Source organism: Haloquadratum walsbyi J07HQW2 (assembly GCF_000415985.1).
GTDB lineage: Archaea > Halobacteriota > Halobacteria > Halobacteriales > Haloferacaceae > Haloquadratum > Haloquadratum walsbyi_B.
In genome coordinates this window covers 3,464,095-3,486,391 of record NZ_KE356561.1, presented here as the reverse complement: position 1 = coordinate 3,486,391, position 22,297 = coordinate 3,464,095, and the positions used below count along the sequence as shown (strand labels likewise).

At 54.3% G+C, this 22,297-nt stretch carries 24 protein-coding genes and 3 pseudogenes; 7 read left to right on the top strand and 20 right to left on the bottom strand.

Annotation, left to right across the window (positions count from 1 at the left end; genetic code table 11):
- Positions 1–5: 5 nt before the first annotated feature.
- The 9 genes from pglZ to J07HQW2_RS19290 form a co-directional block, all read right to left on the bottom strand.
- Positions 6–2,132 (bottom strand): BREX-5 system phosphatase PglZ, encoded by a 2,127-nt coding sequence (gene pglZ, locus J07HQW2_RS16150; RefSeq protein WP_021056750.1) that lies wholly within the window; start codon positions 2,130–2,132, stop codon positions 6–8.
- Positions 2,129–2,332, bottom strand: a complete 204-nt coding sequence (locus J07HQW2_RS19320) for a hypothetical protein (RefSeq protein WP_021056749.1) — start codon at positions 2,330–2,332, stop codon at positions 2,129–2,131. The genes pglZ and J07HQW2_RS19320 overlap by 4 nt, the downstream gene beginning before the upstream one ends.
- Before the next feature lie 102 nt (positions 2,333–2,434).
- On the bottom strand, positions 2,435–3,775 hold the full coding sequence (locus J07HQW2_RS19315; protein WP_021056748.1) for a hypothetical protein: 1,341 nt from the start codon (positions 3,773–3,775) through the stop codon (positions 2,435–2,437).
- A 191-nt stretch (positions 3,776–3,966) separates the two neighbouring features.
- Positions 3,967–4,761: a hypothetical protein gene (locus tag J07HQW2_RS19310; protein ID WP_021056747.1), complete on the bottom strand. Its 795-nt coding sequence runs from the start codon at positions 4,759–4,761 to the stop codon at positions 3,967–3,969.
- Positions 4,754–5,380, bottom strand: coding sequence for a BREX protein BrxB domain-containing protein (locus tag J07HQW2_RS16140; RefSeq protein ID WP_021056746.1), 627 nt, complete (start codon positions 5,378–5,380; stop codon positions 4,754–4,756). Before J07HQW2_RS16140 ends, J07HQW2_RS19310 begins: the two co-directional genes overlap by 8 nt.
- Positions 5,381–5,440: 60 nt before the next feature.
- Positions 5,441–7,108 carry a hypothetical protein gene (locus J07HQW2_RS19305; RefSeq protein WP_303704269.1) on the bottom strand — a complete coding sequence of 556 codons (1,668 nt, stop codon included), beginning with the start codon at positions 7,106–7,108 and terminating at the stop codon, positions 5,441–5,443.
- A 232-nt stretch (positions 7,109–7,340) separates the two neighbouring features.
- Positions 7,341–7,712, bottom strand: coding sequence for a hypothetical protein (locus tag J07HQW2_RS19300; protein ID WP_021056744.1), 372 nt, complete (start codon positions 7,710–7,712; stop codon positions 7,341–7,343).
- 270 nt (positions 7,713–7,982) lie between these two features.
- Complete coding sequence (locus tag J07HQW2_RS19295; RefSeq protein WP_303704267.1) at positions 7,983–8,375, bottom strand: hypothetical protein; 393 nt, start codon at positions 8,373–8,375, stop codon at positions 7,983–7,985.
- 63 nt (positions 8,376–8,438) lie between these two features.
- Positions 8,439–9,140: a hypothetical protein gene (locus J07HQW2_RS19290; protein WP_021056741.1), complete on the bottom strand. Its 702-nt coding sequence runs from the start codon at positions 9,138–9,140 to the stop codon at positions 8,439–8,441.
- An 83-nt stretch (positions 9,141–9,223) separates the two neighbouring features.
- Between J07HQW2_RS19290 and J07HQW2_RS16130 the strand changes: the two genes are divergently transcribed.
- Positions 9,224–9,856 carry a DUF7345 domain-containing protein gene (locus J07HQW2_RS16130; protein WP_303704266.1) on the top strand — a complete coding sequence of 211 codons (633 nt, stop codon included), beginning with the start codon at positions 9,224–9,226 and terminating at the stop codon, positions 9,854–9,856.
- Here the strand turns inward: J07HQW2_RS16130 and J07HQW2_RS19675 are convergent.
- Positions 9,795–9,929: pseudogene (locus J07HQW2_RS19675) on the bottom strand (cysteine synthase); the annotation flags it as partial. The gene J07HQW2_RS16130 and the pseudogene J07HQW2_RS19675 overlap by 62 nt on opposite strands.
- A 472-nt stretch (positions 9,930–10,401) precedes the next feature.
- Between J07HQW2_RS19675 and J07HQW2_RS16120 the strand changes: the two are divergent.
- From J07HQW2_RS16120 to J07HQW2_RS20150, 4 genes and pseudogenes are all read left to right on the top strand, one after another.
- A complete protein-coding gene (locus J07HQW2_RS16120; RefSeq protein ID WP_048075352.1) occupies positions 10,402–10,833 on the top strand; it encodes a universal stress protein in 432 nt (143 codons plus the stop codon).
- On the top strand, positions 10,830–13,067 hold the full coding sequence (locus J07HQW2_RS16115; RefSeq protein ID WP_021056737.1) for an amino acid permease: 2,238 nt from the start codon (positions 10,830–10,832) through the stop codon (positions 13,065–13,067). The genes J07HQW2_RS16120 and J07HQW2_RS16115 overlap by 4 nt, the downstream gene beginning before the upstream one ends.
- Positions 13,068–13,133: 66 nt before the next feature.
- Positions 13,134–13,256: pseudogene (locus J07HQW2_RS20155) on the top strand (YeeE/YedE family protein); the annotation flags it as partial.
- A complete protein-coding gene (locus J07HQW2_RS20150) occupies positions 13,253–13,468 on the top strand; it encodes a YeeE/YedE thiosulfate transporter family protein (RefSeq protein WP_394324651.1) in 216 nt (71 codons plus the stop codon). The pseudogene J07HQW2_RS20155 and the gene J07HQW2_RS20150, both read left to right, overlap by 4 nt.
- A 110-nt stretch (positions 13,469–13,578) precedes the next feature.
- On the opposite strand, the gene J07HQW2_RS16110 is transcribed toward J07HQW2_RS20150, so the two are convergent.
- Entirely contained in the window at positions 13,579–13,914 is a 336-nt protein-coding gene (locus tag J07HQW2_RS16110) for a rhodanese-like domain-containing protein (protein WP_021056736.1), read from the bottom strand.
- Between the two features lie 2 nt (positions 13,915–13,916).
- Positions 13,917–14,171, bottom strand: a complete 255-nt coding sequence (locus tag J07HQW2_RS16105; RefSeq protein WP_021056735.1) for a hypothetical protein — start codon at positions 14,169–14,171, stop codon at positions 13,917–13,919.
- 149 nt (positions 14,172–14,320) lie between these two features.
- Here J07HQW2_RS16105 and J07HQW2_RS16100 point away from each other — a divergent pair, with 149 nt between their 5' ends.
- Positions 14,321–15,340 (top strand): PLP-dependent cysteine synthase family protein, encoded by a 1,020-nt coding sequence (locus tag J07HQW2_RS16100; protein WP_021056733.1) that lies wholly within the window; start codon positions 14,321–14,323, stop codon positions 15,338–15,340.
- A 32-nt stretch (positions 15,341–15,372) separates the two neighbouring features.
- Here the strand turns inward: J07HQW2_RS16100 and J07HQW2_RS16095 are convergent, their stop codons facing one another.
- Complete coding sequence (locus J07HQW2_RS16095) at positions 15,373–15,636, bottom strand: MoaD/ThiS family protein (protein WP_021056732.1); 264 nt, start codon at positions 15,634–15,636, stop codon at positions 15,373–15,375.
- Between the two features lie 252 nt (positions 15,637–15,888).
- Between J07HQW2_RS16095 and J07HQW2_RS16090 the strand changes: the two genes are divergently transcribed.
- Positions 15,889–16,746 carry an SAMP-activating enzyme E1 gene (locus J07HQW2_RS16090; protein ID WP_021056731.1) on the top strand — a complete coding sequence of 286 codons (858 nt, stop codon included), beginning with the start codon at positions 15,889–15,891 and terminating at the stop codon, positions 16,744–16,746.
- Between the two features lie 144 nt (positions 16,747–16,890).
- Here the strand turns inward: J07HQW2_RS16090 and J07HQW2_RS16085 are convergent, their stop codons facing one another.
- The 7 genes and pseudogenes from J07HQW2_RS16085 to J07HQW2_RS16055 all read right to left on the bottom strand — a co-directional run.
- On the bottom strand, positions 16,891–17,319 hold the full coding sequence (locus tag J07HQW2_RS16085; RefSeq protein WP_021056730.1) for a desampylase: 429 nt from the start codon (positions 17,317–17,319) through the stop codon (positions 16,891–16,893).
- An 854-nt stretch (positions 17,320–18,173) separates the two neighbouring features.
- A complete protein-coding gene (gene hcsS, locus J07HQW2_RS16080; RefSeq protein ID WP_303704264.1) occupies positions 18,174–18,362 on the bottom strand; it encodes a halo-CC-star protein HcsS in 189 nt (62 codons plus the stop codon).
- On the bottom strand, positions 18,353–18,727 hold the full coding sequence (gene hcsL, locus J07HQW2_RS16075) for a halo-CC-star protein HcsL (protein WP_021056729.1): 375 nt from the start codon (positions 18,725–18,727) through the stop codon (positions 18,353–18,355). Before hcsL ends, hcsS begins: the two co-directional genes overlap by 10 nt.
- Positions 18,724–19,194: pseudogene (locus J07HQW2_RS16070) on the bottom strand (ArsA-related P-loop ATPase); the annotation flags it as partial. The gene hcsL and the pseudogene J07HQW2_RS16070, both read right to left, overlap by 4 nt.
- 135 nt (positions 19,195–19,329) lie before the next feature.
- A complete protein-coding gene (locus tag J07HQW2_RS16065; RefSeq protein WP_021056727.1) occupies positions 19,330–20,133 on the bottom strand; it encodes a sugar phosphate isomerase/epimerase family protein in 804 nt (267 codons plus the stop codon).
- On the bottom strand, positions 20,130–21,389 hold the full coding sequence (locus J07HQW2_RS16060) for an alpha-D-ribose 1-methylphosphonate 5-triphosphate diphosphatase (RefSeq protein WP_021056726.1): 1,260 nt from the start codon (positions 21,387–21,389) through the stop codon (positions 20,130–20,132). Before J07HQW2_RS16060 ends, J07HQW2_RS16065 begins: the two co-directional genes overlap by 4 nt.
- On the bottom strand, positions 21,386–22,297 hold a 912-nt coding region (locus J07HQW2_RS16055; RefSeq protein WP_021056725.1), incomplete at its 5' end, for a phosphonate C-P lyase system protein PhnL. The genes J07HQW2_RS16060 and J07HQW2_RS16055, both read right to left, overlap by 4 nt.

Sequence of the window (22,297 nt, the reverse complement as noted above, 5' to 3'; positions counted from 1 at the left end):
GGCTACTATTCTTTCTCAATCCGGAGGAAGTTCAGCATACATTCCTGCGGAAGGATCCCCCCGTGGTAATAGCGGGCGTCGGTAAGTCCGCTTTTGCTGTTGTACTGTCGAGGTTTGGCGAGCAATCGAACTGACGTTTTCAGATATTCTGTCCCGGGCGTCTGACCCGTGACTCGGACACCTGTTCCGGCGTCCTCGATATCGTCTCCAGCGATTCGCCGATATTTGACCTCTCCATCTCCGTCGTAGCTAGAAATCGATTCCATCGTAGTCCCCCTCGGAAGCAGGACGAATCCGTGATCCGTCACGACGTAGATTCGATCCCAGTTTTCGTTCTCTAGCTTCTCTGTAATCAGATCGTAGAGTTCGTCGATGTAACTAGTGAAGTGACTCTCTGGGTTGTCAAGTTCATTCTCACCGATGTCGTCGATGTCTTTGTCGTAGTAGGCGATTTGGTGGTGTTGCCACCCGGAATTGCGATCGTCTGGTACGTCCCATCCCTCTCGTTCAAGGACTTTCACTCGATTTCCTTTGTTGTCGAGACGCTGGCCACCTCGTTCGACAGAGAGCTTCCCGTTCCGGAGTTTGACACGGAACCTGTGGGCTCGCCCCGGTGTGAGTGCAGCCATCCCGAACTTGGTCTCCGATGGAAGCGTGCTAACTCTGGTCTCTTCGGCGATCGAATAGTCTTCTCGAAGGCGGTTGGTCAGTTCCCGAGCGAGGTCTAATCGCAGCGCATCAATCAGAAACAGGGCGACTGTTTCCCCTGTTGCGAGATCCTGCTCGTTGTCAGTCCACCACTCGTAGGCAGCGTCTTTCCCTGCCAGAGGCGATCCAGTACTGAACGAATTGACTACTGCCTCGCTCATCTCCTCAAGATAGTTCATATACCGCGTCTCCAAGAGCTCGGCGCGAATCTCAGGGAGCGATTCCGTCGCTGGGTGAGAGTTGAGAAGTCTCTCTTGCTCGGGTTCACCTGTAATCTCGAGCTCCAACACTCCATAGTCGATCTTCCAGGTTCCGTCTTCCTGATCGGCATACTGGTCGAAGGGGTCGAACGACTGGGACCGCTCTTCCCAGGCTGCAAACCGCAATTCCAACTCGGCTACTTGTTCGGCTTGTTCCCAGAGCGTCGTCCAGGGAATATCGTCCGGATACACCCCAAGGGCTTGTTGGCGTTCGTTCGCTCTTTCGACACATTCCGTATACTTCCCCTCTTCTAATGATTCGAGCCACGCATCCCACAGAGCTGCATCAAGCGCTCCATCAACCGGACAGGCCGCGAGCTCCCACACATCATCGGATGATTCGATTACATCCCCCCAGTAGCTCTCGCTCAGATAGCGCTCTGCCAACCGCTTGCTATGTCGGGAATCGACAATCCGTTTTAGTGGATTGATGTCGCCAAGGGTGCTACCCACGTTTCCATATCCCTCGGGGAAGGCGTCGACATCCATTCCCTCAGCGACGAGCCAGCGGGCAACGGCCCACTTCCAGACGACGTCCTCGATCTCCTCTGGTGTTTCAGCATTGTCTGCGGGAGCGACGTGCCTGTCTTTAAGCGACTTTTGTACTCGGGCAATCGTTTCATCATCCTTGTCGATTTCTGGCCATCCACCTTCGAGGAGATGCTCTAAAATCTGACCCTCTCCCTTTGTGATTATCTCACCGATTAGGTCCCCGTAGCGTGGAATCCCACCGCTTGCGAACTGAGTTTTGATTACATTCGCCGCGGTTTTGCGGTCAGACTCCGTTCCTCGCTCAACATCATAGATATCCCAGGGGTTGACCTCATACAGCTCGGCAGTCAGCTGTTCGATCGTGAGTTCGATTTCACCGCCAGTTTCACGGATGTCTCTGAACCAGTCGCGATTCTCCTTCACTTGCGGGATGTACCAGATGTGGGGTGTCTCTGGTTCGTCGATGGCGTTTCTCCTCAGTTCGAGGGGGAACCGCTCTGCCTCCGAGAACCCCACACCGATCCGGTCTGCAGCAGCACGGACGACCTCCCGGAGATGTCCTCCGTCGTCCCACCAGACGACTCGAACAGCTGTTGCGTAGTCGTCAGGAAATTCATCTTCTAGATGAGCTTTCGCTTGGTCTTCGAGCGTCGTCGTCGGTTGTGATTTCATCGGTCTCCTTCCTCTGTATCGATAACCACAATAGTGCCGTCACCTGGTTCAGTCACATCTGCCCAGAGCTCGTCGACAGATGGTCCGTCGTCATCTTGGTCATCATCGTCTGTTGACTGGAGTTTTGCATCGGCCTGTTTTACCAACGCTTCTGCTCGCGACGGTGTGACGAGGTCTGGTCCACTTAGCGCACGCTTCACCTGCTTCGTGATGAATGCATCAGGATGTTCTGAGTTGAGTTCTGCGTACCGAGACTCGAGCTGGTTGTAGAGTGGACCATTCGGTTGTTCCTCAAGTAGTCCTCATGCCTCCTCAAGCTGGCTAGCTTCACTGACTGCGTTCCCGGATGCGATATCAGATTCCGAGATGTCATCCGCGGATGCAGCGATCTCATCGAGTTCTCTGAGCGACTCGAAATTCACTCCTGAAATCGTCTCAGTGACGTTGTCGATTTCCACGATTATGTCTTGATCCAGTAACGCTTGCTCGACCGCTGAACAGAGATCCGAGATCGAATCCGCTTCAGGTGCAGTTCCCGTGAGAAGGTGGTAGAGTTCACTAATTTGTGAGGTACGGAAGTCCTGAGCCTCTGTCTGGAGCTTAGTCAGTCTCTCCTTGGAAGGGATGCGTGACCCATCGACAGTGTCCTCCATCTTGTAGGTAATCGCAGCATCAGGATACAGTGACCGCATCGTCTCGAGTGTACTCTTGAACTCATCCCAGAGCGGCTCCTCACCCTCGAATAATGGTTCAGCTTTGTGGAACCACTCTGCCTGCGTTGGTACTGGCGATTCAGTCAGTACTGCATCGTCAAGTTCGCCACCTGCCATCCCTGGTTCTAACGCGTCACGGAGTGCATCCAGCGTAATTTCTTCGTCAAATTCGAGATCCACACGAGCACAGATATTCCGAATCTCCGAACTATCCTTTTCTGACCATGATGCGAGATTGGAAAGCCAAGCGGTCGGATCATTCCCTTGTGGGGCGAATCCTCGGAGAGACTGATAGACTGCTTTTAGATTGCTACTTCCCTCAATGTCCACGGGATCGAATCCAATATCGATGTCACGGATATCGGAGAGACGTCGCATCACGCGACCGATTTCGCCCGGGTCTTCGATACGGACCCCATCACGTCTGATCTCGATTTTGTTTGCTGCGGCGAGCGTGATTAGAAGTGCCGCCAGTGCCTCGCGTGGCGTCTCGAGATATTTCCCCCGCCGACCAGCGATTTCTTCGAGGACAGTCTCTCCACTCACTAATTCTTCTCCAGCGTAATCGTTGAGGAACTCTTCAGCCCACCCGTCTCTAATCTCTCTCGGAACTGTCTTGACCCCGAGCATTTCTGCGTCGTCGCTTGAGAACGGCCACGTACCATTCCCGTTGAAGAACTCGAAAAGGGTACGAGCGTCGTCAACCTCCTGCAGCCGTGTATCGAGTGCTTTCCTGTTCTCGAATCTCTCCCTGACAGCATCAGCGAGCACACTATCGATGTTGCTTAGATACGGATACGTCCCTCGCGTCGTGTTATGATCCGGCGTATAGAGCTTCGCTCCATAGAGGAGTTCCTCAATCTCGTCTTCGACGGTCTCCTCTTCCTGTTGTTGCTCGATACGGAGTTCTGCGCTAGCCCCCGGCTCCAATAACTTATCCAGCGCAATCAGATGCCGAATACTCTCGCGAAGGCCCTCTGAAAGCTCAATAACAATAAGGACGTCTTCAACGCCTTGGTCACCAGCGTTCGCCTCCTGCCATCTCGTTCGTGACTCTTCTATTCTATGAGTGTGTCGACCGTCTCCAGGAACTCTCGATAGCGGTGTTGCTGGTCACCAACCTAAATGGCGACTTCGTCGAGCTCGATGAGGAACTCGTACGTTTCCCCTGATTCCTGTAAGTAGCGCTTCGTTCGGTCCAGCCGTTCTACGAGTTCATCGGGTGTGAACGCCTCAGTACTGATCCGTCCCGTGGCTTGTTCGATTGATTCCCTGACGCCATCTTTCGTTGCATAGGGCGTGCCATCAGTCTCGTCCATCTCAGGAAGTGCTTCATAGAGCCATGGGCGGAGCGCAGCCTTGTCTTGTGCTGCTTCCTGTAACGACATTCGTGCTCTACAGAGCCCGTGCTCGATCTCCAGTGTCCACGCCCACTCGAGTAACCAGAGTGGGTCAGTCGGGTAGTTGAGCTGATTCCCTAGCTCCTCGTATATCAGGAGCGAGAGAGTCGAATCACGAACCCTGTCCCGGTCGAGGAGGTTCATGAACAGGGGGACCAGGTGGTCGATGTGGGACGAATTGAGTCGGTCTCTGAATTCCTTGAACCCAGAGAATTGGCTCGACAGTTTCGGAGCGACCGTTTCGAGCCCCTCGATTTCGCCAGTCGCGATTCCGATCAGCTTCAGAAGGTGCGTTTTCCCGGATCCGAAGGTGGCATGGACATACCGGAAGCGTGGCTGTGATCCTGTACTGTTGACGACTTCACCGAGTTCCGTGAGTACCTTTCGAGCGCTATCAGTTTCGTAGAACTCGTCGATGTCCCGTTCGGCTTGACCGACTTCGTTGACTTTCTGTACTTCTTCGAGTTCTCGCGTCGGCGAGCGAGCAAACAGTGATTCAAGTGTCGTATCAGTCATCGAGATACACCTCAGTGATTTTCTCGTCAATTCGGTGGGCTGGGTAGTAGTGGCGTGCGTCCTCGTTGAAGAAGCTCAATTTCCCTCCTCTAATCGATCCAGGGAATGGGATTCCGATTGTAGTGTTCACGTTTCGGCGGTCCATCTCATCAAGCAGCTCTGAGGCGCGGGTGAACGGATAGAGGCTTCCGAGGTTCACCATCAGAAGGATATGCTGCTGCGCGTTCTCCCCTTTGAGTTGTCCTTCGACGAGTTTCCCGATGAGTTCGTCAGCCAGACTCGTTTCGAGTGTCTCCGTTACTGCGTTCGTGGTGGTCCGCTCAAGAGGCCCGAGATCGAGTGTGGTTTCGAAAACACGCGTCTCGGGCATCAGGTGATCGAGCCGAACACATTCGACTGTGAGTTCGTTACCGGCCTGGTTCTCGATGCCAGCCCAGTTCGTCAATGTATCTGGTGTCTCGGGGTCTGCCCACTGAACCAACCGTTCCGTCACTCGGTGTTCAACAGATGGTTCGACTGGCACCATGACGAAGGGATTTCGAATTCCCCGCCGTTCGCCACTTGCGAAGTCGACCAATTCCTCGGTGAATCTCTTAAGCGGGTTTCGCGTCGACGTCATTTGATAATCACACCTCCATCGATCTGTTCAATCGTCGGCTTCCTCGACTTCACGAGGCGCTCAAATTGGCCTTTGCCTGAGTGCAGACTCATCGCCGAATAGCACACCTACGCCTTCGATTTCCTCGGGTCGAGTCCCACCGACCAACTGCTCTACAGTCTCGTACTTTTCTCGATACGTGTCGACTCGGTCCTCGGTGAGGCTGTCCCAATCCGTCGTTGAGGATACCGTCCCGAGCGCTCTTCTCAGTGTGCGTTCGTCATGAGTTCCTGGTTCCCGGTTCGTTAACGCACTAATACAGGCTTGGATGCTTTCGTGGGTATCTCTGAAGTGCCGAAGTGGGCGGAGATATCCGGACTGAAATCCATCGTGAACGCTGTGCTCAGGGAGCTGTAGGGGCGGGATCAGCCATTGATGTCCCTCAAGTTCCGTCACTAGTGATTTCGCGTTAGTCTCTGCCACTTGAGCTGACCAATCCTCTTCAAGCGCTGAGATTGCGGTCAACCGAGCACCCAGTGACTGATCGAAGGACTGCCAGCCTTCCTGCGTCCACCACTCCCGACTAGACTCGTTTTCGAGCTGTTGGCTCAGCTGGTCCAGTGCATCGTAGAACGATTGACTAAGCCAGTCAATCTCCAGCTCTCTGAACCGCAGCAGCCCGTCGAGTTGTGATAGGTAGGATTCCCTGGAATCCCATCTATCCTCAACCGCAGTCATCCTCTCTTCGTCACTCGCCACCTGGTCGATTATCTCTTCCCAGTCCATGTCGTCAGCAGCGATTGCGTCGGCGCGAGATTCAGCGCTATCCGCTAGTTCCAGGAGCGCATTACTGAAGGCTGCAACCAGCGAAACGAGCGCCTCGCTCTCTAATTCAGTCTCTGTACTGACTTCTGTCGTCTCTGCAAGCGTTTGCGCTCGCCGCTTGACCGACTCGTTCAGTTCTTCGAGGGCGACGATCCCCTCGTCGACCGTTTGAATCGGGTCAATGATTCCAGCATCGATGAACTGTTCCTTGAGCGACGTCGAAGACGGCGACGTACGCAGCTTGATCTCCATCTGCTGAGAGAGCGTCAGCAGTTCATCCGCGGCAAGAGCCTCTCCGTCCTCTGCAACAGGACGGAACTCTCCCGCACGACACAGCCCCCAGAGGACCGCCGTTACTGCCGGTTTTACCTCTCCATAGAACGGCGTCTCCTCGGTGATCTTCTCGAAGAGCGCTGGGAGACCCATCTCGTTGTCATGGTCGACCAGCGTTCGACCGACGGCACCTCGAATCTCTTTCGCAATCGTCCCCATCGTGGACACCTCCGCATCTGGTGTTGGGACATCGATTTTCTGTGCCCACTCCGGGTACTCCTCGTCGTCGTCGAGTCGTTTTAGCTCCGAGAGGTAGCTCTGGTCCACCTCGAGCATAACGGGATGGAAGAACGAGGGGTAGGGGTAGGCACGGTTGATGCACTCTTTGACCGCAGACTCGAGACCACGCGGTTCCTGAGATTCAATCTTGTACGAGCCATCTTTGAGCGCGCTTGCAGGCTTACTCTTCACCCTGTCCGCTGCATCGTCGACGTCTCGGGCTATCGTATCGGGTGTTTCCGTCTCGGCCGTCGCTTCGTGGAACGACCACCACTCGATGAGCTGGCTTCGGAGATCATCTAACCCATCCTCCTTGACCGACCAGTAGATCGTTCCCTCGTTGACTTTCTTTGAGTCAACATCAGGTCGCACGCCCCGGATAACCACTGTGGCTTCGAGCGCACTCTCGTGTTCGTCCGCCCCATCTAGTGGTTGTCCATCGATGGAGAAGTTGTACGAGATTGGGTAGTTGTCGCCGTCCCCACCGTAGGGAACCGAGGTTGGGAGATTCAGACGAGGGCTGATGTCCGCCCAGAGTTCATTGTCGAAAGCGGCGATTATCTCGTCCCAATCTGGGTTCTTGCGGTTCTTGCTGCCTCTTCGATTATCTCTCGCTCCTCCCGATCCGTGATCCGAAGGAGAGGTCCGTGTTCGGCCTGATGTACTTGTCGAGGTTCTCCAGTGAATTCTGGACTTGGTTTCGGACGGTCGTTCGTGGCTGCCCGTTAAGATCGTCCATCACCGCAACCGCGATGTTGGCGTCGTTCTGCGGGACTGAGTCGGGCACGTACGAGAACGAGAGGAGTAAGACCGCTTTTGCGACCTTGAGATCGAAGTCAGTCGTGTCTTCGTCGGATTCGATCTCCTCCAGGACTTCGATCTCGTTGGGGATGATGTCCTCGAGCTCGTACCGAATCAGGTCATAGAAGTCGACGAGGCTGATGAGGGACAGCTCGTCTTTGCTTTCGTCGCGCATCCATCGGCCTCGGAGTCCGGCGACGATGGGGGAGAATCGCTCTCGCTGTCCCTGAGAAGATCGACTTCGTCGAGTCGGCCAACTCGTTCCGAAGGTTCGAGAGTATCTCCAGGAAGAGTGCTGGCTGGTACGGCAGGAGCGGATAGAACTGCACGAACTCCTTTTCTTTGACTCGATTGAGAGGTGGCTCCGTGTTCTGCCCGACTTCTGAGTAGACGAACGTAGATGTCGGATGTACCCGCGCCGTCAGCGCTTCTGACTTGACCCAGTCTACCCCGCCCCGTCATCGGTCTTCTCGAGGAGACGACGCTGAACGATTTCTCCGGCGTGATGGCTCGGTAAGTGGTACTGGTGAGGGAAGCGGTCTTTGAGAATCCCGAAGTCGAGTTGCTTCGCAGCTAGTCCCGGTCGAACGTCCTCGATCTCGGACTGTGCCGTCGCCACCATCTGGATGTTTCCATCTCCAATCGTATCGATACTCTCCGCGAGTGCGTTGAGTTCCGAGAGACGCTGGTAGTCCCCACCGATGAACAGCGTCACCTCGCCGACGAGGAGGACGATCTTGACTGGTTTCTCAGACTCTGCTTCGAGCTCCTGTCGATATGACTCGACGGCTTCGACAGCCATCCGCTGTCCGATATTTTGACGTTGGATGTCTGCCAATCCATCTGCAGTTCCCGTCTCTCGTTCGACTAACTCTTCCAGAACGAGATCAGAGAGGATTCGCTACTGTTGGACGTCATCCCACGAGTACTGATCCGCGTTTGGAACGCCTTCGTCCTTGAGGACCTCTTTCGTGAGTTCGTCACGCTGATCCCACGTTCCCTGATTCTGGTACCACTCCTCGAAGAATGCGACGTCGAGTCGGTTCGAGAGGCCTCGAGCCTGATAGACTGCCTGGAGGATGATCTCACTGAAGCTCTGTTCCCGAACACTCTGGTGCTTCAGGAGGTTGATCGGGAGGGGGACGAGACGGTACTCGTCGAGCATCGAGGACCAGGTATCGAAGAGGTCGCTGTAGGAACCATCTGAATCCAGTCGATTCCAGACTTCCTCTCTGTCTTCCTCTTCGAGGTCTGCAGATGCGGTGAGGAGGTTGAGGACGGTTAGCAGGTGGCTCTTCCCGCTGCCGCTGCCGCTGCCGCTGCCGCTGCCGCTGCCGCTGCCGCTGCCGCTGCCGCTGCCGCTGCCGTAGTACCCGTAGAGCCAGTGATTGGCTCCCTTTCGCATCTCCTCGTCGTAGCCGTGAATGCGAGTGAAGAAATCATGAAGGAAGTTCTCTGAGGCATCTGTAATGTGGTAGGTGTCGAGGTAGTGGCGGTAGAGATGATCGCGATGAGCGGCTCTGTCTTCGTCTTCCTCGAACTTCCGGTCGATGCGGATCGACTCCTCGAAGGTCGCGTCCTGCTTCTCGAACAGGTCGTCCATGGAAGTCATGCCGACCCCTCCGCGAGCATTGTGTAGAAGTCGTCGACCTCCAGTCGGATGGCGACGCGACAGTGAGTCTGGTCGTGAGCTACGACCTCGCTGACGACGCCGACCAGCAGGCATTCGATCAGCTCCGGGAGGATCCCTCGAATCTCACCGGCAACTTCGAGCAGCGACTCTCACGGATCGCGGACCGAACCGCCACTGACACCGACCGCGAGATGACGATCAGTGATGTCAGCGCCTCCGTCGAGACGAGAGACGGGGTTGGCGTGATCCGTGTTTCCGCCGAATGGAGCAACCTGGCAAGCGTTTCGGGCGACGAGCTGACGCTCACCGAGCCGTTCGCCAGCGAGTTCCAGCCCGACCGGCTGTTCGTGGTCGACCCACCTGAGGGCTACCAGCTCGCAACTAGTAGCCACAAGCCTGCCAACACGGACGCGGAGACGGTTCAGTGGACCAGTGGTAGTGGTATTGACCTCTCTGGATTCAGCACCACGTTTGCGACCGACAGCTCAGAGTCGCTTCCCATACCGCTTACGACGGTGCTTGCGCTTGGACTCGTGAGCGCGCTTGGATACGCAGGTCACCTCACCACCGACTTCGACAAAAACAGTAGTACAACCAGTCAATCGCGCCTATTTTTGAACTGTCCTACTCGTCGTCGGACATACCGGTCGACATGTATCGTTCGCCGCTGTCCCAGAAGACTGTAATCACGTGTGGGTCATCGACGCCCGACTCAACAGGTCGTTCGGCGACGCGTTTGGCAGCGATATTCGACCCCCCCTGCTAGACTGGCTGACGAATTCCGTATGCATTGAGCGAAGGACTCTCAACTTCAGAGTAATAAAATAGAGATTAGCCGGGGGTGTATGCTGAAGGTATTTCTGAAGAAGAACGACAGGCACAATATACTACAGGGTTGTGATATCTATGATATAGAGAGCGTTCTCCGCGAGTGCATTCATCTTTATACCTTGTCTCCAATCATTTTCATACTCTTCAAAAAAATCATCAAAAGGGGTACTCCAGAAACGGCTATCATCTTCGATATAGGCGTTGGACACACCGACCCAAAGCATCCATTACAGCTTGGAACAAAAATAGAACTTGATCGCATAACGGAGAAAATATGTTTCAAATAGTTCTCTCGAAATAATATAGCTTCAGTCCCTCTTAGAAGCCACATCCCGCAATACGCTGTGAATACATTCACGTGAGTGCGTACTCTTAACAGAAAGTAGGTGGACTGACGAATATGAGCAATGACCCTAATCATAAATCTATGCTTGCCCATGTGCTTCTACCGGTTGCGAACGAAGATGACGCATTGAAAACGGCGAGAGCTCTTGAACCATACAAGCCAAATCATGTGACGACAATTCACGTTGTCGAAAAGAGCAGTGGCGCGCCGGATAAGACATCAGTCGAACAAGCTGAAGAACTGGCCGAGGAGTCGTATGCCGCCATCCGGTCAGTATTCCCAGACGCCGAGGACTACACCGTGTACGGTCAAGATATCGCAGCGAAGATATTTGAGGCAGCTGATGAGGTCTGTGCAACTGCCATTGCCTACCGGTCTCGTGGCGGGAACCGTCTTATGCAGTTTCTCGCTGGCGATATCTCAATAAAACTGGTTACCAAGGCTGATTGTCCCGTCATCGCACTCCCCCGTGAGGAGGAAACATGAGTGAGGAAGACCTCGCTAAGGATCTCGGACCACTGGCGGCTCTGACCATCGGTATCGGGACGATGATCGGTGCGGGTATTTTCGTCCTTCCGGGAGAGGCGATCCTCAAAGCCGGCTCGATGGCGTCAGTCGCGTTCATCGTCGGTGGCGTCATCGCCATGTTCACCGCGCTGTCGGCAAGCGAACTTGGGACAGCGATGCCCCGCTCGGGTGGGGCGTACTACTATGTCAATCACGCGCTCGGTCCCGTGTTCGGCTCTGTCGCCGGGTGGGCTAACTGGCTCGGTTTAGCCTTCGCCAGCGCATTCTACATGATCGGGTTTGGACGCTATATTGCCCGGATCTTCGGTCTTAGTGGTAGTGTCGGTGTTGCGCCGGTGTCAATAACTATCGTGCAACTCATTGCACTTGCTGGTGGAGGCTTCTTTATTCTCATCAACTACGTTGGTGCGAAGGAAACCGGTCGACTCCAAAATATAATCGTCGCCCTGCTGGTCGTTATTCTCGCAGTGTTCACGTTCCTTGGGACGCTTCGGGCTGAGCCAGGGAATCTCCCTGATGCCCGCGGTGTTATGACGACGCTGGAAACCACGGGACTCATTTTCGTCTCATATCTTGGATTTGTCCAGATTACGAGTGTGGCAGAAGAAATCAAAGACCCCGGGAAGAACCTTCCACGGGCGGTCATCGGCAGCGTCGTCATCGTGACCGTCATTTATGCACTCGTACTCGTCATTATGAGTGCGGCTGTTCCACAGGGATTCATTGCGGATATCATCGGCTCCGAAGCCGAAAATCCCATTGCTGTTGTTGAGGTTGGGCAGTATATCCAAGGGGCTGCAGTGGGTGGGGCACTCCTGTTCGGTGGCTTGCTCGCTACCGCCTCCAGCGCAAATGCCTCCATTCTCGCATCCTCGCGTATCAACTTCGCGATGGGTCGTGATCGAATCGTTGCGCAGTCCCTCAATAAGATACACCCTCGATTCGGGACACCCTACAGAGCAATTGGCATTACTGGTGGGCTCATTCTCTTATTCATTATCATCGGTGATCTGACGCTGCTTTCGGGTGCTGCATCGGGTCTGCATCTCATCATCTACGGGTTATTGAATCTTGCACTCATCGTGATGCGGTATGTGAACCCCGAAGAGTACACACCCGCGTTCACCGTGCCGCTGTATCCACTAGGACCGATTTTCGGCATCGTCTTTTCATTTGCATTGTTAGTGTTTGTTACCGGAGATGCCCTGTTGCTCTCCTTTGGTATCGCTATCGCAGCGGTTGTTTGGTATGGGTTGTATGCCCGTTCCCGGACCGAGAAACGCGGAATTCTCTCAAAATATATCACCTCACGCTCCGAGGCGATTCCTGATGCAGCCGTCAGCGCGGTCACTAGTGTTCAGCCAGATGGTGGACAGTACCGCGTGATGGTGCCGTTGGCTAATCCTGAAAATGAAAAAGAACTCATCACACTTGCCAGCGCTATCGCCAAACAGCGCAACGGAACAGTGGTCGCCACGCATATTGTCACCGTTCCTGATCAGACAGCGCTCTCGGCCGCTGCCGATCGATCCGATGAGATAGACGGCACCTCAGAGCAACTGCTCGAAAACGCCCGCAAAGACGCTGAAACGTTCGGTGTCGATATCGAGACACACACGATCCTGTCACACAAATCCTACGAGGCTATCTTCGATGCCGCACGCACACACACCGCGAGTCTTGTTGTGATGGGGTGGGGTCCGGATTCACACGGGTCACCAGGACGGGCCGAATCAGCCATGGACGAACTGACCGAAACGGTCCCCTGTGACTTCCTAGTCTTCCGTGACCGCGGGTTTGACCCCTCACGTATCCTGATTCCCACGGCTGGTGGTCCAGACTCTGAGCTGTCAGCTCACATTGCGAAGTTACTCCAGTCCGAATACGACTCCGAGGTGACACTGCTCAATATCGATGACGACCGCGAGGCAGGCGAACAGTTCCTCCAAGATTGGGCGATCAACAATGGATTAGGGGACGCCGAACTCCGTGTCAAATCCGGTAACATCGAAACGGCAATCCAGAACGCATCTCATGACTCTACACTCTTAGTTATCGGTGCGACTGAGGAGGGATTGCTTCGTCGACTCGTCTCAAAATCGCTTGTGTTGGACGTGGTCACTGAGGTAGAGTGTTCTGTCCTGTTAGCAGAGAAACATCGCGATCGTGGGCTCATCGAGCGGTTACTCTAGGGATGGGTTGGGTACCTCCTCGCGGGGGCTGGATTCGACATTGCGAGTGTCGACTACTGGGGATCGGTGTTGTTCCGCGACGGGAATATCTCACTCAATATCGATATGCTGATGATCGCGTCGCTGATGGTCGGTTCCTTCATGCCCGCGTACGCCTCTGGTGATTTCCGGATCCGGAAGCCGAAATTAAACCGAGTCCCGAACTACGCGACGAGTGGTCTCCTGATGGCTGTCGGCTGGCGGCTCGCGGCTCGCGGCTCGCCGCTGGCTGTAATATCGCAAACCTATTTTCTGGGGTTGCGCTGCTTTCGGTCCACTCATTTCCCGTTGGCGCAGGCATCATCCTCGGCGTCTACGTGATGACACATTACATATACCGCGAGGTCGGCTGTGCGATCTGATTTGGCGTCTTGTCCGAATTGAAATCGGCGGTACGTTCGATGGCGGAGCAACAGGTAACAACGTAGTCTCCCGTGGACTGAATGGTGAAACCCTTCTAGAACCCGCCTACTCAGGCGTCTGCAGCCGCGCCAGTTTCCAATTCAAACGTCCATTCCTCGTAACCGCCAGCCATGCTCGCAACGACCACGTCGTCCTCGACGCCCTCGTAGCTGCTGATCAGCATCGCAGCCTGTTTTGAGGACTCCCCGACAGGACATGCGCACACTACGTCAGTGTCGTCCCAGTCGATGTCGGGGACGCGTGATGGAAGATCGCCCAGCGGAACATTGATCGAACCGGGGATATGGCCCGCCTCATACGCTTCGGACGATCGGGTATCGATGACACGGAGGTCGCCGCTCTGGGCGCGCTCGTTGACCTCTTCGGGGGTGAGTTCCTCCACCATAATTATTCTTTAGATAGGGAAATCTGATATCGTCCATCGCCCGACTGCCACACTTTTGCGGTCGCGTCGTCGCCAACCGCCTTCGGAACGTTCTCTGTACTCGGGACGTGGTCCTTTTTCGCCTCGACTTGTGGGTACGGACAGACCTCGCCTGTCATATCCTGTACCCCAGTTGCGTCCTCTGGGAGCGCCTCGACGGTTTCATCGTCGAGTTCGCCGGGCATCTCGACGACATCGTTCCACGATAATTCACTCATATAATTTTGTAGGCTCCTTCATAAAGAATGGTTTTCGTGACCGGCAGACTTCTCCCGTATCTCTGACGGACATCTGATACGTACGACCGTGATGCAACCCGAAACCCCGTTTTCGTCGGACTCTTATTCAGGAGCAGTAAATAATAAACATGACTGGACAGACCATCGACGAGTCGACGATCTTCGAGACGCCGCTGCTCGAACTTGATCTCGGGTTGGAGAGCAATGCGTCGGTGTACGCGAAAGCTGAGTGGTTCAATCTCTATGAGGCATCTCACGGCGGCGGGTCGATCAAGTCTCGGATCGCAAAGGGAATGATCGACGGAGCGGAGGAGCGCGGTGATCTTGACCCTGGCGTGACTGTAATTGAGCCTACGTCAGGCAATACCGGCAGCGAGGTCGCGCGGCTCGCGACTGCACGGGGGTACGATGTTGAGATTGTCATGCCTGATAACGCGGCCGGCGGTAAGATTGAGGCTGTCCGTGACGCAGGCGCGGAAATTCATTTTGTCGACGCGGACTTAGGATACGACGCGGTGATTGAGCGCTGCGAAGAAATTATTGCCGCCGACCCTGAAATGTACTATCGACCGAACCAGTACAAGAATCCTGATAACCCGGGGACTCACGAGCGGACGACCGCGCGAGAGATCTACGAGGCCACCGACGGTGAGGTGACCCACTTTCTTGCTGGCGCCGGCACTGGAGGGACGATCACCGGGACGGGTCGCGGGCTGACCGACCTGACCGACGGGAATGTCGAGATCGTCGGATTCGAGCCTGAGGAGCCGCTCCACGCCATTGACGGGCTGAAATACCTCCGCACGGGCGACCACTATCACCCAGAGACATACGACGAGTCGATACTCGATCGAAAGCTGTACGTTTCGACTGGTGACGCGTACGACTGCGCTCGCGCCCTGCGCGAACGATACGCTACTGACTCCATACAGATCGCTGACGCTGGGCAACACGACAAAGAAACGATCCAAGAACATCTTCGGGTCGACGACCAGTTCGTAGTGGGGACCTCAGCTGCTGCGGGTGCGGCTGCAGTCGCCGCTCTTGATGAGGCCGGCGACCTCGCGGACGACGACGTCGTTGTATTTATGTTGTGTGACCGCGGCGACAAGTACGCGGACATCCCACTGTGGGAAGGGTACCTATAGGCGTTGCAAAGAGCCGAGACCGAATGATTACGTTACCGACCGCCGCTCGCTGCAGGGATCACCCGCACCTGCGCGTCGTCCGGGACCTCCGAGTCAAGTTCGTCAACTGGTGTTCCATCGACATAGACATTGATGAACTCCTTGATTTTGCCGTCTTCAATTACGCTATCGCGCAAGTCGTCACCGTGTTCCGCGGCATGGTTGTCAAATAGTTCTCCGACGGTCTCGCCAGTAACTTCGACCTTCGAAGTTGCCGACCCCCCGACCAACGCGGCTGGAAGCTTGATAGTAGCCATATTATCTATTCGATGTTCACCCTCAAAAGGGGCGTGTCAACGGCAACGTCGACCAGAGTCTGACACGACCTCGAGTGGTTCCAGCTGTCGGTCATCCTCTTGATGGTGGCAACAGTGACAGTCAAGATACCTTTGCCCCGGTGGTGTGGACACTTCCCCTCGTCTGTGCGTCCGTGGCGCACCTCCGAGATGGCGGCAGCAACTACCGGTGGACGCCCGGCTTAAGCGTCCGTAGACTGTAGATAGGGTTGAATGAACGATCTCGACCTCGATCCGACACAACTTGACCGCTACTCCAGACACATAATCCTCGACGATGTTGGGCCTGAAGGTCAAAAAGACCTCTTGGACGCGGAGGTATTGATCCTCGGTGCCGGTGGACTCGGGGCGCCAATTATCCAGTACCTCGCCGCTGCTGGCGTCGGAACCCTCGGTATCGCCGACGACGACGAGGTTGAGCTCTCGAACCTCCAGCGACAGATCATCCACGGTGACGATGATGTTGGGCAGAAGAAAGTCGACTCGGCGGCCGAGTTTGTCGCCGATCTTAACCCCGACGTCGATGTCGAACGTCACGACCTTCGCGTCACACCGGACAATATTGAGGAACTCATCGACGACTACGACTTCGTCGTCGACGGCACAGACAACTTTGAGACGCGCTACCTCGTCAACGACGCCTGTACCCTCGCTGAGATCCCCTTCTCGCACGGCTCTATCTTCCGGTTCGAGGGACAAGTGACGACGTTCGCAGGCGATGACGACTCGCCGTGTTACCGCTGTCTGTTCCCGGAGGCGCCACCGGCTGGCATGGTCCCGAACTGTGCGACCGCCGGCGTTCTGGGTGTCCTCCCGGGCACGGTCGGCTGCCTCCAGGCGACCGAGACAATCAAGTATCTTATGAGCAAGGGCGAGACCCTCGATGGGTCGATGCTCTTCTTCGACGCCCTCGATATGGATTTCGACAAGGTAGAGATCCCTAAGCAGGACGACTGTCCGGTCTGCGGCGACGATCCGGCTATTGAGTCGGTCCACGATGTGGAGTACACTGCCTCCTGCGCGATTGATGCTGGTGGCGACTCCGAACCGGAGATCGAAGCGAGCGACTGAAGAGCTTCCCCCCGACCAGCTCTGGAGCGATGCGAACCGGATATTTCCCGATGTACGAACTCCTCGTAAGCATCAGTCTCGCGGTTTCCGTTGAGAGAACGCGTACAAAGAGTGGTGAGAATGGTCGCCTTACACGAGATTCGTTCAGTGCCCGCTTCGGACCGAGACGGTCTCTTGTTCAAACGCCTCCTCATCGTCGCGCCAGCGCCACGAACCGACGAAGGGGTAGCCGTCGAGTGCACAAATGACGTACGAATGGTTCGGCCATGTGGCCCGCGCGGCGTCCGTCTCGCTCGGGTGTGTCGGTCCGGTCGGGTGCGAGTGGTAGAACCCGACTACGTCGAGACCTGCCTCTTCGATGGTCTCGATGAGCTCAAGCTGCTTTTCGGGGTCAATTAGATAGCGGATCTCTGGTGTTTCGGCGACGTTCTCCGCAGCGTACGTGTCTGTGACGACGCTCTTGTTACCGTCAATTCCGTGTCCGCCGGCGAGCACACCGCAGATCTCCGCCTCACCGCCATTGTATGCCCGATACACGATATCGTCGTATGCCGCCCGTGTGAATTCGATCATACTCTGAGATAGCCTGGCGTCCAGATAAGTCCGTTCTGACCGGCAAGAGGTGAGGCGAGTCAGACGAACTGGTGATCTTTGAGGATGTGACGCACGGGAAAAGTAGCGGTGTGGTTTGCGGAGTCACCGTCCTCGATTACCACTAGTAGCCTTGAGCCCTGCTGACGAGGACTGGTCGGTGTTCCCGACGCGATGTTACGGATCGCTCACGCGGATCAACAAAAGAACTCGAAGCTCAGGCGAGGAGGATACCCTTCCTCACTGTAACCTCGTCGATGAGGTGCCGGATCGCGCCTGTCGGTACATCTCTCGAATCTGCTCTCAACCGACAACCGAACAACCGAGGGTGTTGTCACTCAAAAAACGCAATCTGAGGCGGTATACAGAGAGCTAATCCGGTAGAATCAGTGCTGAACAAACCAACTCGGCACACTCACCAGCCGTCAGAACTGGTGCGTAGTCCATTTTATTGTCGACAACCTCAGATTTCGGTCCAACACTAGAACCCGAGAAATCGCGGTCGTGGGTCTCTTTGACGACGAATTGAGCCGCAATTTAAACGAACTCCCGGACACCGTCGTTAAAAAGGTTGCGCCACGCTCGCGACAGCACGGACTCGTCGGGAACCCGAGCTAAACCTAACGGCTCAGTGAGCTCCTGATATCGGACCAACTCCCATAACTATTGCCTGTGATCTCCCGGTAGATGAGGAGTCGTATTATTTCGATACTCGTACTGTAGGTATCGGTCATCCGGCAGGCACGATCTGAAAGCGAGTCCACCAAGCTCGGCATCTCAATCGTTATGCTAATTTCATACGATGAGGGTTGCGTCGAAATCAGGATGATTGCCGACTAACAGCAATCGTCAGTATCGCAAGCATCGTCGTAGTCGACGCCGATTTGATCGGTGATCGCATCGTTACACTGTCCCAGCAGTGAGTCGAACTCGAGCTGTATCGACTCCTGTTGGGCGTTACGGAGTTCCTCGCCGAGTGCTTCAGCGGCCGCGAGCACGTCGTCGTCAGTAGTGCTCAACAGCACCCACCTCCCGATGTCTGGGCGAACTCCATGCCGATGTGCTCGCTGATAACGTCGTTCGTCTCTCGAAGCAGCTCAATGAGTTCCGATTGTGCCGCTCGGTGTTGTTGAATGGTCTCGTTGTCCGAGAGATCGGATTGAAGCTCTTGGAGCTCAGCCATGAGCTCTTGATCGAAGTTCTGTTGCAGCTGTTGTTGTTTCTGGCGGTAGGTTTCGAGCAGTTCTGTTGCTTCTCGGTCAACTTCAAGCTGCTCACTCGCCTCGACGAACTGCTGGTAGGTTTCGCTAGCTTCAATGGCGTCGATAAATACCTGCAGTTCGGCTTCGACAGCATCCTCGACAGTGTCGACTGATTCGGCGTCGCTCATTGCTGTGGTACCTCCGTGACCTGCTCGCCGAGAGCATCTAGCCCGGTCACTGCGTCGCCGAACGCGCTGAGTTCATCAAGATCAATCGGCTCATCCTGTCGGAGCGGCGCGAGCATCATGGGCGTCTCGAAGCGATCCTTGATTTCGCCGAGATACTGCTGTTGTTGGTCCCGGCGGTTTGCGAAGAAGGCGTTGTTGCCGTACTCCTCCGGTAGGAGGTAGTTGGCGACGACGAAGGCGGTCTTGATGCCGACCTGATCCTTCAGGTCCTCGGCCGCCCGGTGGGTCTCCATCATCGGCGTATACTCGGGGTACATCACGAAGGCGAACGAACTCTTATCGGGGTTTTGCATCGTCTCGATAACGTTGTCGTACTAATCACCTTTTGCAGGTGCGGCGCCCTTCGTCAGTGAACCAAGATCTATGAGCCCCTTCCAGTCAGAGGGCAATTCAACGAATCGGAGTGAACATCTGACGTCTCGCAGACTGTGTCTCTTTGTCAACATCACTATTCCTTTGACCGACCTGTCTCACGTGAGCGAATCAAGCAATAATAAAATATAAATAAAATTGAACATTCCCCGATTATCTCTTGTGGTGTGCTACAACTCGCATTCAGGGACGGTAACGTCAGGTCTGCCGACCGAGACTCCAATATCTGCGACTGATGTCATTTCAAAGACAAAATAATCTGCTGGAATCGCTGTTATAAACTCATTATAATCGTTAAGAGGTTCATGTTGGTCGCTCGTTCCATCATTATCATGGAGATGACAGACTCGGATTTGATCGCCAAATTTCTCAACGAATTCTTGATACTCACACCCGCTCATATTTGCATGCCCAACGTCCAATGTCACGTCAAGTGATTCATCAACATTATCAATAGATACTGCTGATGCGAGATCAGCAACTGTTGTTGTGTGTCTAATATCACGGTCACTTATTGGTTGATTCTCAACACAGAGTGGAACGCCAACACGGTCAGCGTGGACTGCGCACTCTCGAAGTGACTTACGTGCATTATCATGTGCTTTTTGTCGCACCCACTCAGGATAGCGGCGAGGGACTGACCCAGCGTGAACGACAACACCACCAGCCCCTGCCGCAGCAGCGTCATCGAGTGTTTGTTTCACCCGTGTAACACTATTTCGGCGAATAGCATCATTGAAACTCCCCATATTCCAGTCTCGAAACGGTGCGTGATATGTAAGAGAGACATCATACCTGTCTGTGAGCACGCCAAGCGTTGCCGGTGTTGGCGTGTCTGGAAATCCTTCGAGATACTCGCGTTTGAGTTCAAGATGTGAAAGTCCCAGATCGGTAATATATCCAAGAAATGATTCGACTGAGACACCAAATCGAACATCCATCGCAGCACCGAGTTGTGGTTGTTGTGTACTCATTTTGCTCCCTCCGCGCGGTACACAGGAGCTCCTGCGACAAATGCACGAGTAACTGTCGGGGTTGGATTGGGATCGACCATTGCAATGTCAGCACGTGCACCAGTTTCGATGCGTCCACGATCAGTCAACCCAATAGCATCAGCAGGATTCTTACTGACGCGTGCAACGCGCGTCGGCAATGGCTCACCCGTATCGATGAATATCGCTGCGAGTAGCGACATTGGATGATAGTCTGTGACAAGCGCATCAACCACATCCGCCTCAATTGCGTCCGCTGTCCGGAGATTCCCCCACTGGCTTTCCCCACGAATGAGATTGGGCGCTCCCATCGTGACAGTCATCCCGGTGGTATGAGCACGCTTTGCCGTCTCAATGTTGATTGGATATTCACTAATATTGACACCGATATCATGCAATTGCGCCACCTCCGCTGGATCCTCATCGTCGTGCGATGCTACTGGAATATCTGCATCGTGTGCGCGTTCAACAATCCGACGAACTCGTTCACGAATCGTTTCCAATTCAAGACTGCCACGCTCATCAATCATCTCTTCTGCCTCTGCGACAGTATGATTCTGCGAATTGCGATAATACTCTATGAATGCATCTGTATCGCGAAACTGCCCTTTACCAGGAATATGGCTCATGACCGAAACCAATCCTGCGTCGTCAGCGTCAAGAAGCGCCTCAATTGCCTCAACACAGCGTTTTTGTGTCACTTCACACCGAGCATGAATGCGGTGGTCAGCAATGAGCTCATCAGTCTGTTCAACCGCCGTAGTAAGCTCAGCGCCAAGTTCAGGTGAACGATTTGCTTCGGGATCAACCTCAAATGAGATTGCATGAAATTTGGTTGTGATTCCAGCAGCGACATTTGCACGGTCTGCACTCGCCAACGCCATCTGTGTATCAATTCGCGCGCCTGCTCGTGGGTACAGATGTGATTCAATATCATCACCATGAAGATCGATAAGACCCGGAAAGAGATACTGTTCTGCAGCATCGATGCGCCGGTCCGCAGCGGATAGTATCTCAGTTTTGATATTTTTCCCGACTGATTTAATTTGATCTCCCTCAATATGAATACTACCATTAATTACGGTCGATGGCGTGACAACCTGCCCATTTTCAATAACAACACTCGTCACATGGGTGTCGTCATGAGATCTCTCCTGTAGGCGTTTTGACGTTGCTGTGTCACGAGTATCGTTATCTCCATCATGTGTGTGCGCATCTTGTGTTTGATTATTATTCATTGAGAGCCTCCAACGTTGGTGTCCGTCTCCGAATCAATCGAAGCGTCTGCAGTGCGATCACCAGTTGTTTTTCTTGCCTTGTCGACACCAACTGAGTCGGTCTGTGAGTGTGTCGCTGAATATGTCTCAGCGGATTCAATTCGCTCGAGTTGCGCGTCATCAAGGACAAGAATCCGATCGGCAACAGCCGATACAATATTCGCATTGTGAAACACACCGATGACCGTCGTATGATCATCTAAATACGTTTTTAGCAGTTCAACCGCAGCATCACGTGTCTTTGGGTCGAGTGCACTTGTTGGTTCATCAAGCAAGAGAAGATCGGGTTTCGGTGCGATTGCCTGTGCGAGATTGACCCGTTGTCGCTCACCTCCACTGAACGTCGCTGGGTATGCCTCCCATAATGATTCGGGAAGTCGAAGTTGCGATAATAACGATTGTGCACGTTCACGAGCCTTTTTATCTGCAAATCCCTGTTCACGCAGCGGTCGCGCGACGACATCAACTGCAGGGACTCGTGGGATCTCATCAAGAAATTGTGATGTATATCCGATTGCGGTTTTCCGTAGACGAATGATTTCTCGGTCTGGGCACGAAGTAAGATTAACATCAGTCGTTATTTTATCGCCTGATTCATTATCTTGGTTTTGCACACGCTGATGATACAGAATATCCCCATCAGTCGATTGATATGTTCGATAAATGCACTTCAATAATGAAGACTTTCCTGACCCCGACTCACCAACAACGCCAAGAAACTCACCGGCAGTAACCTGAAATGAGACCTCATCAAGTCCAACAACCTCCGTTTCATCAACCGCGTGGAGTGCAAATGTTTTTGATAATTGCTTGACCGTGAGGACTGGTCGACATGACTCTGTTCGAGATATCGATTGTGTCTGTGTCTG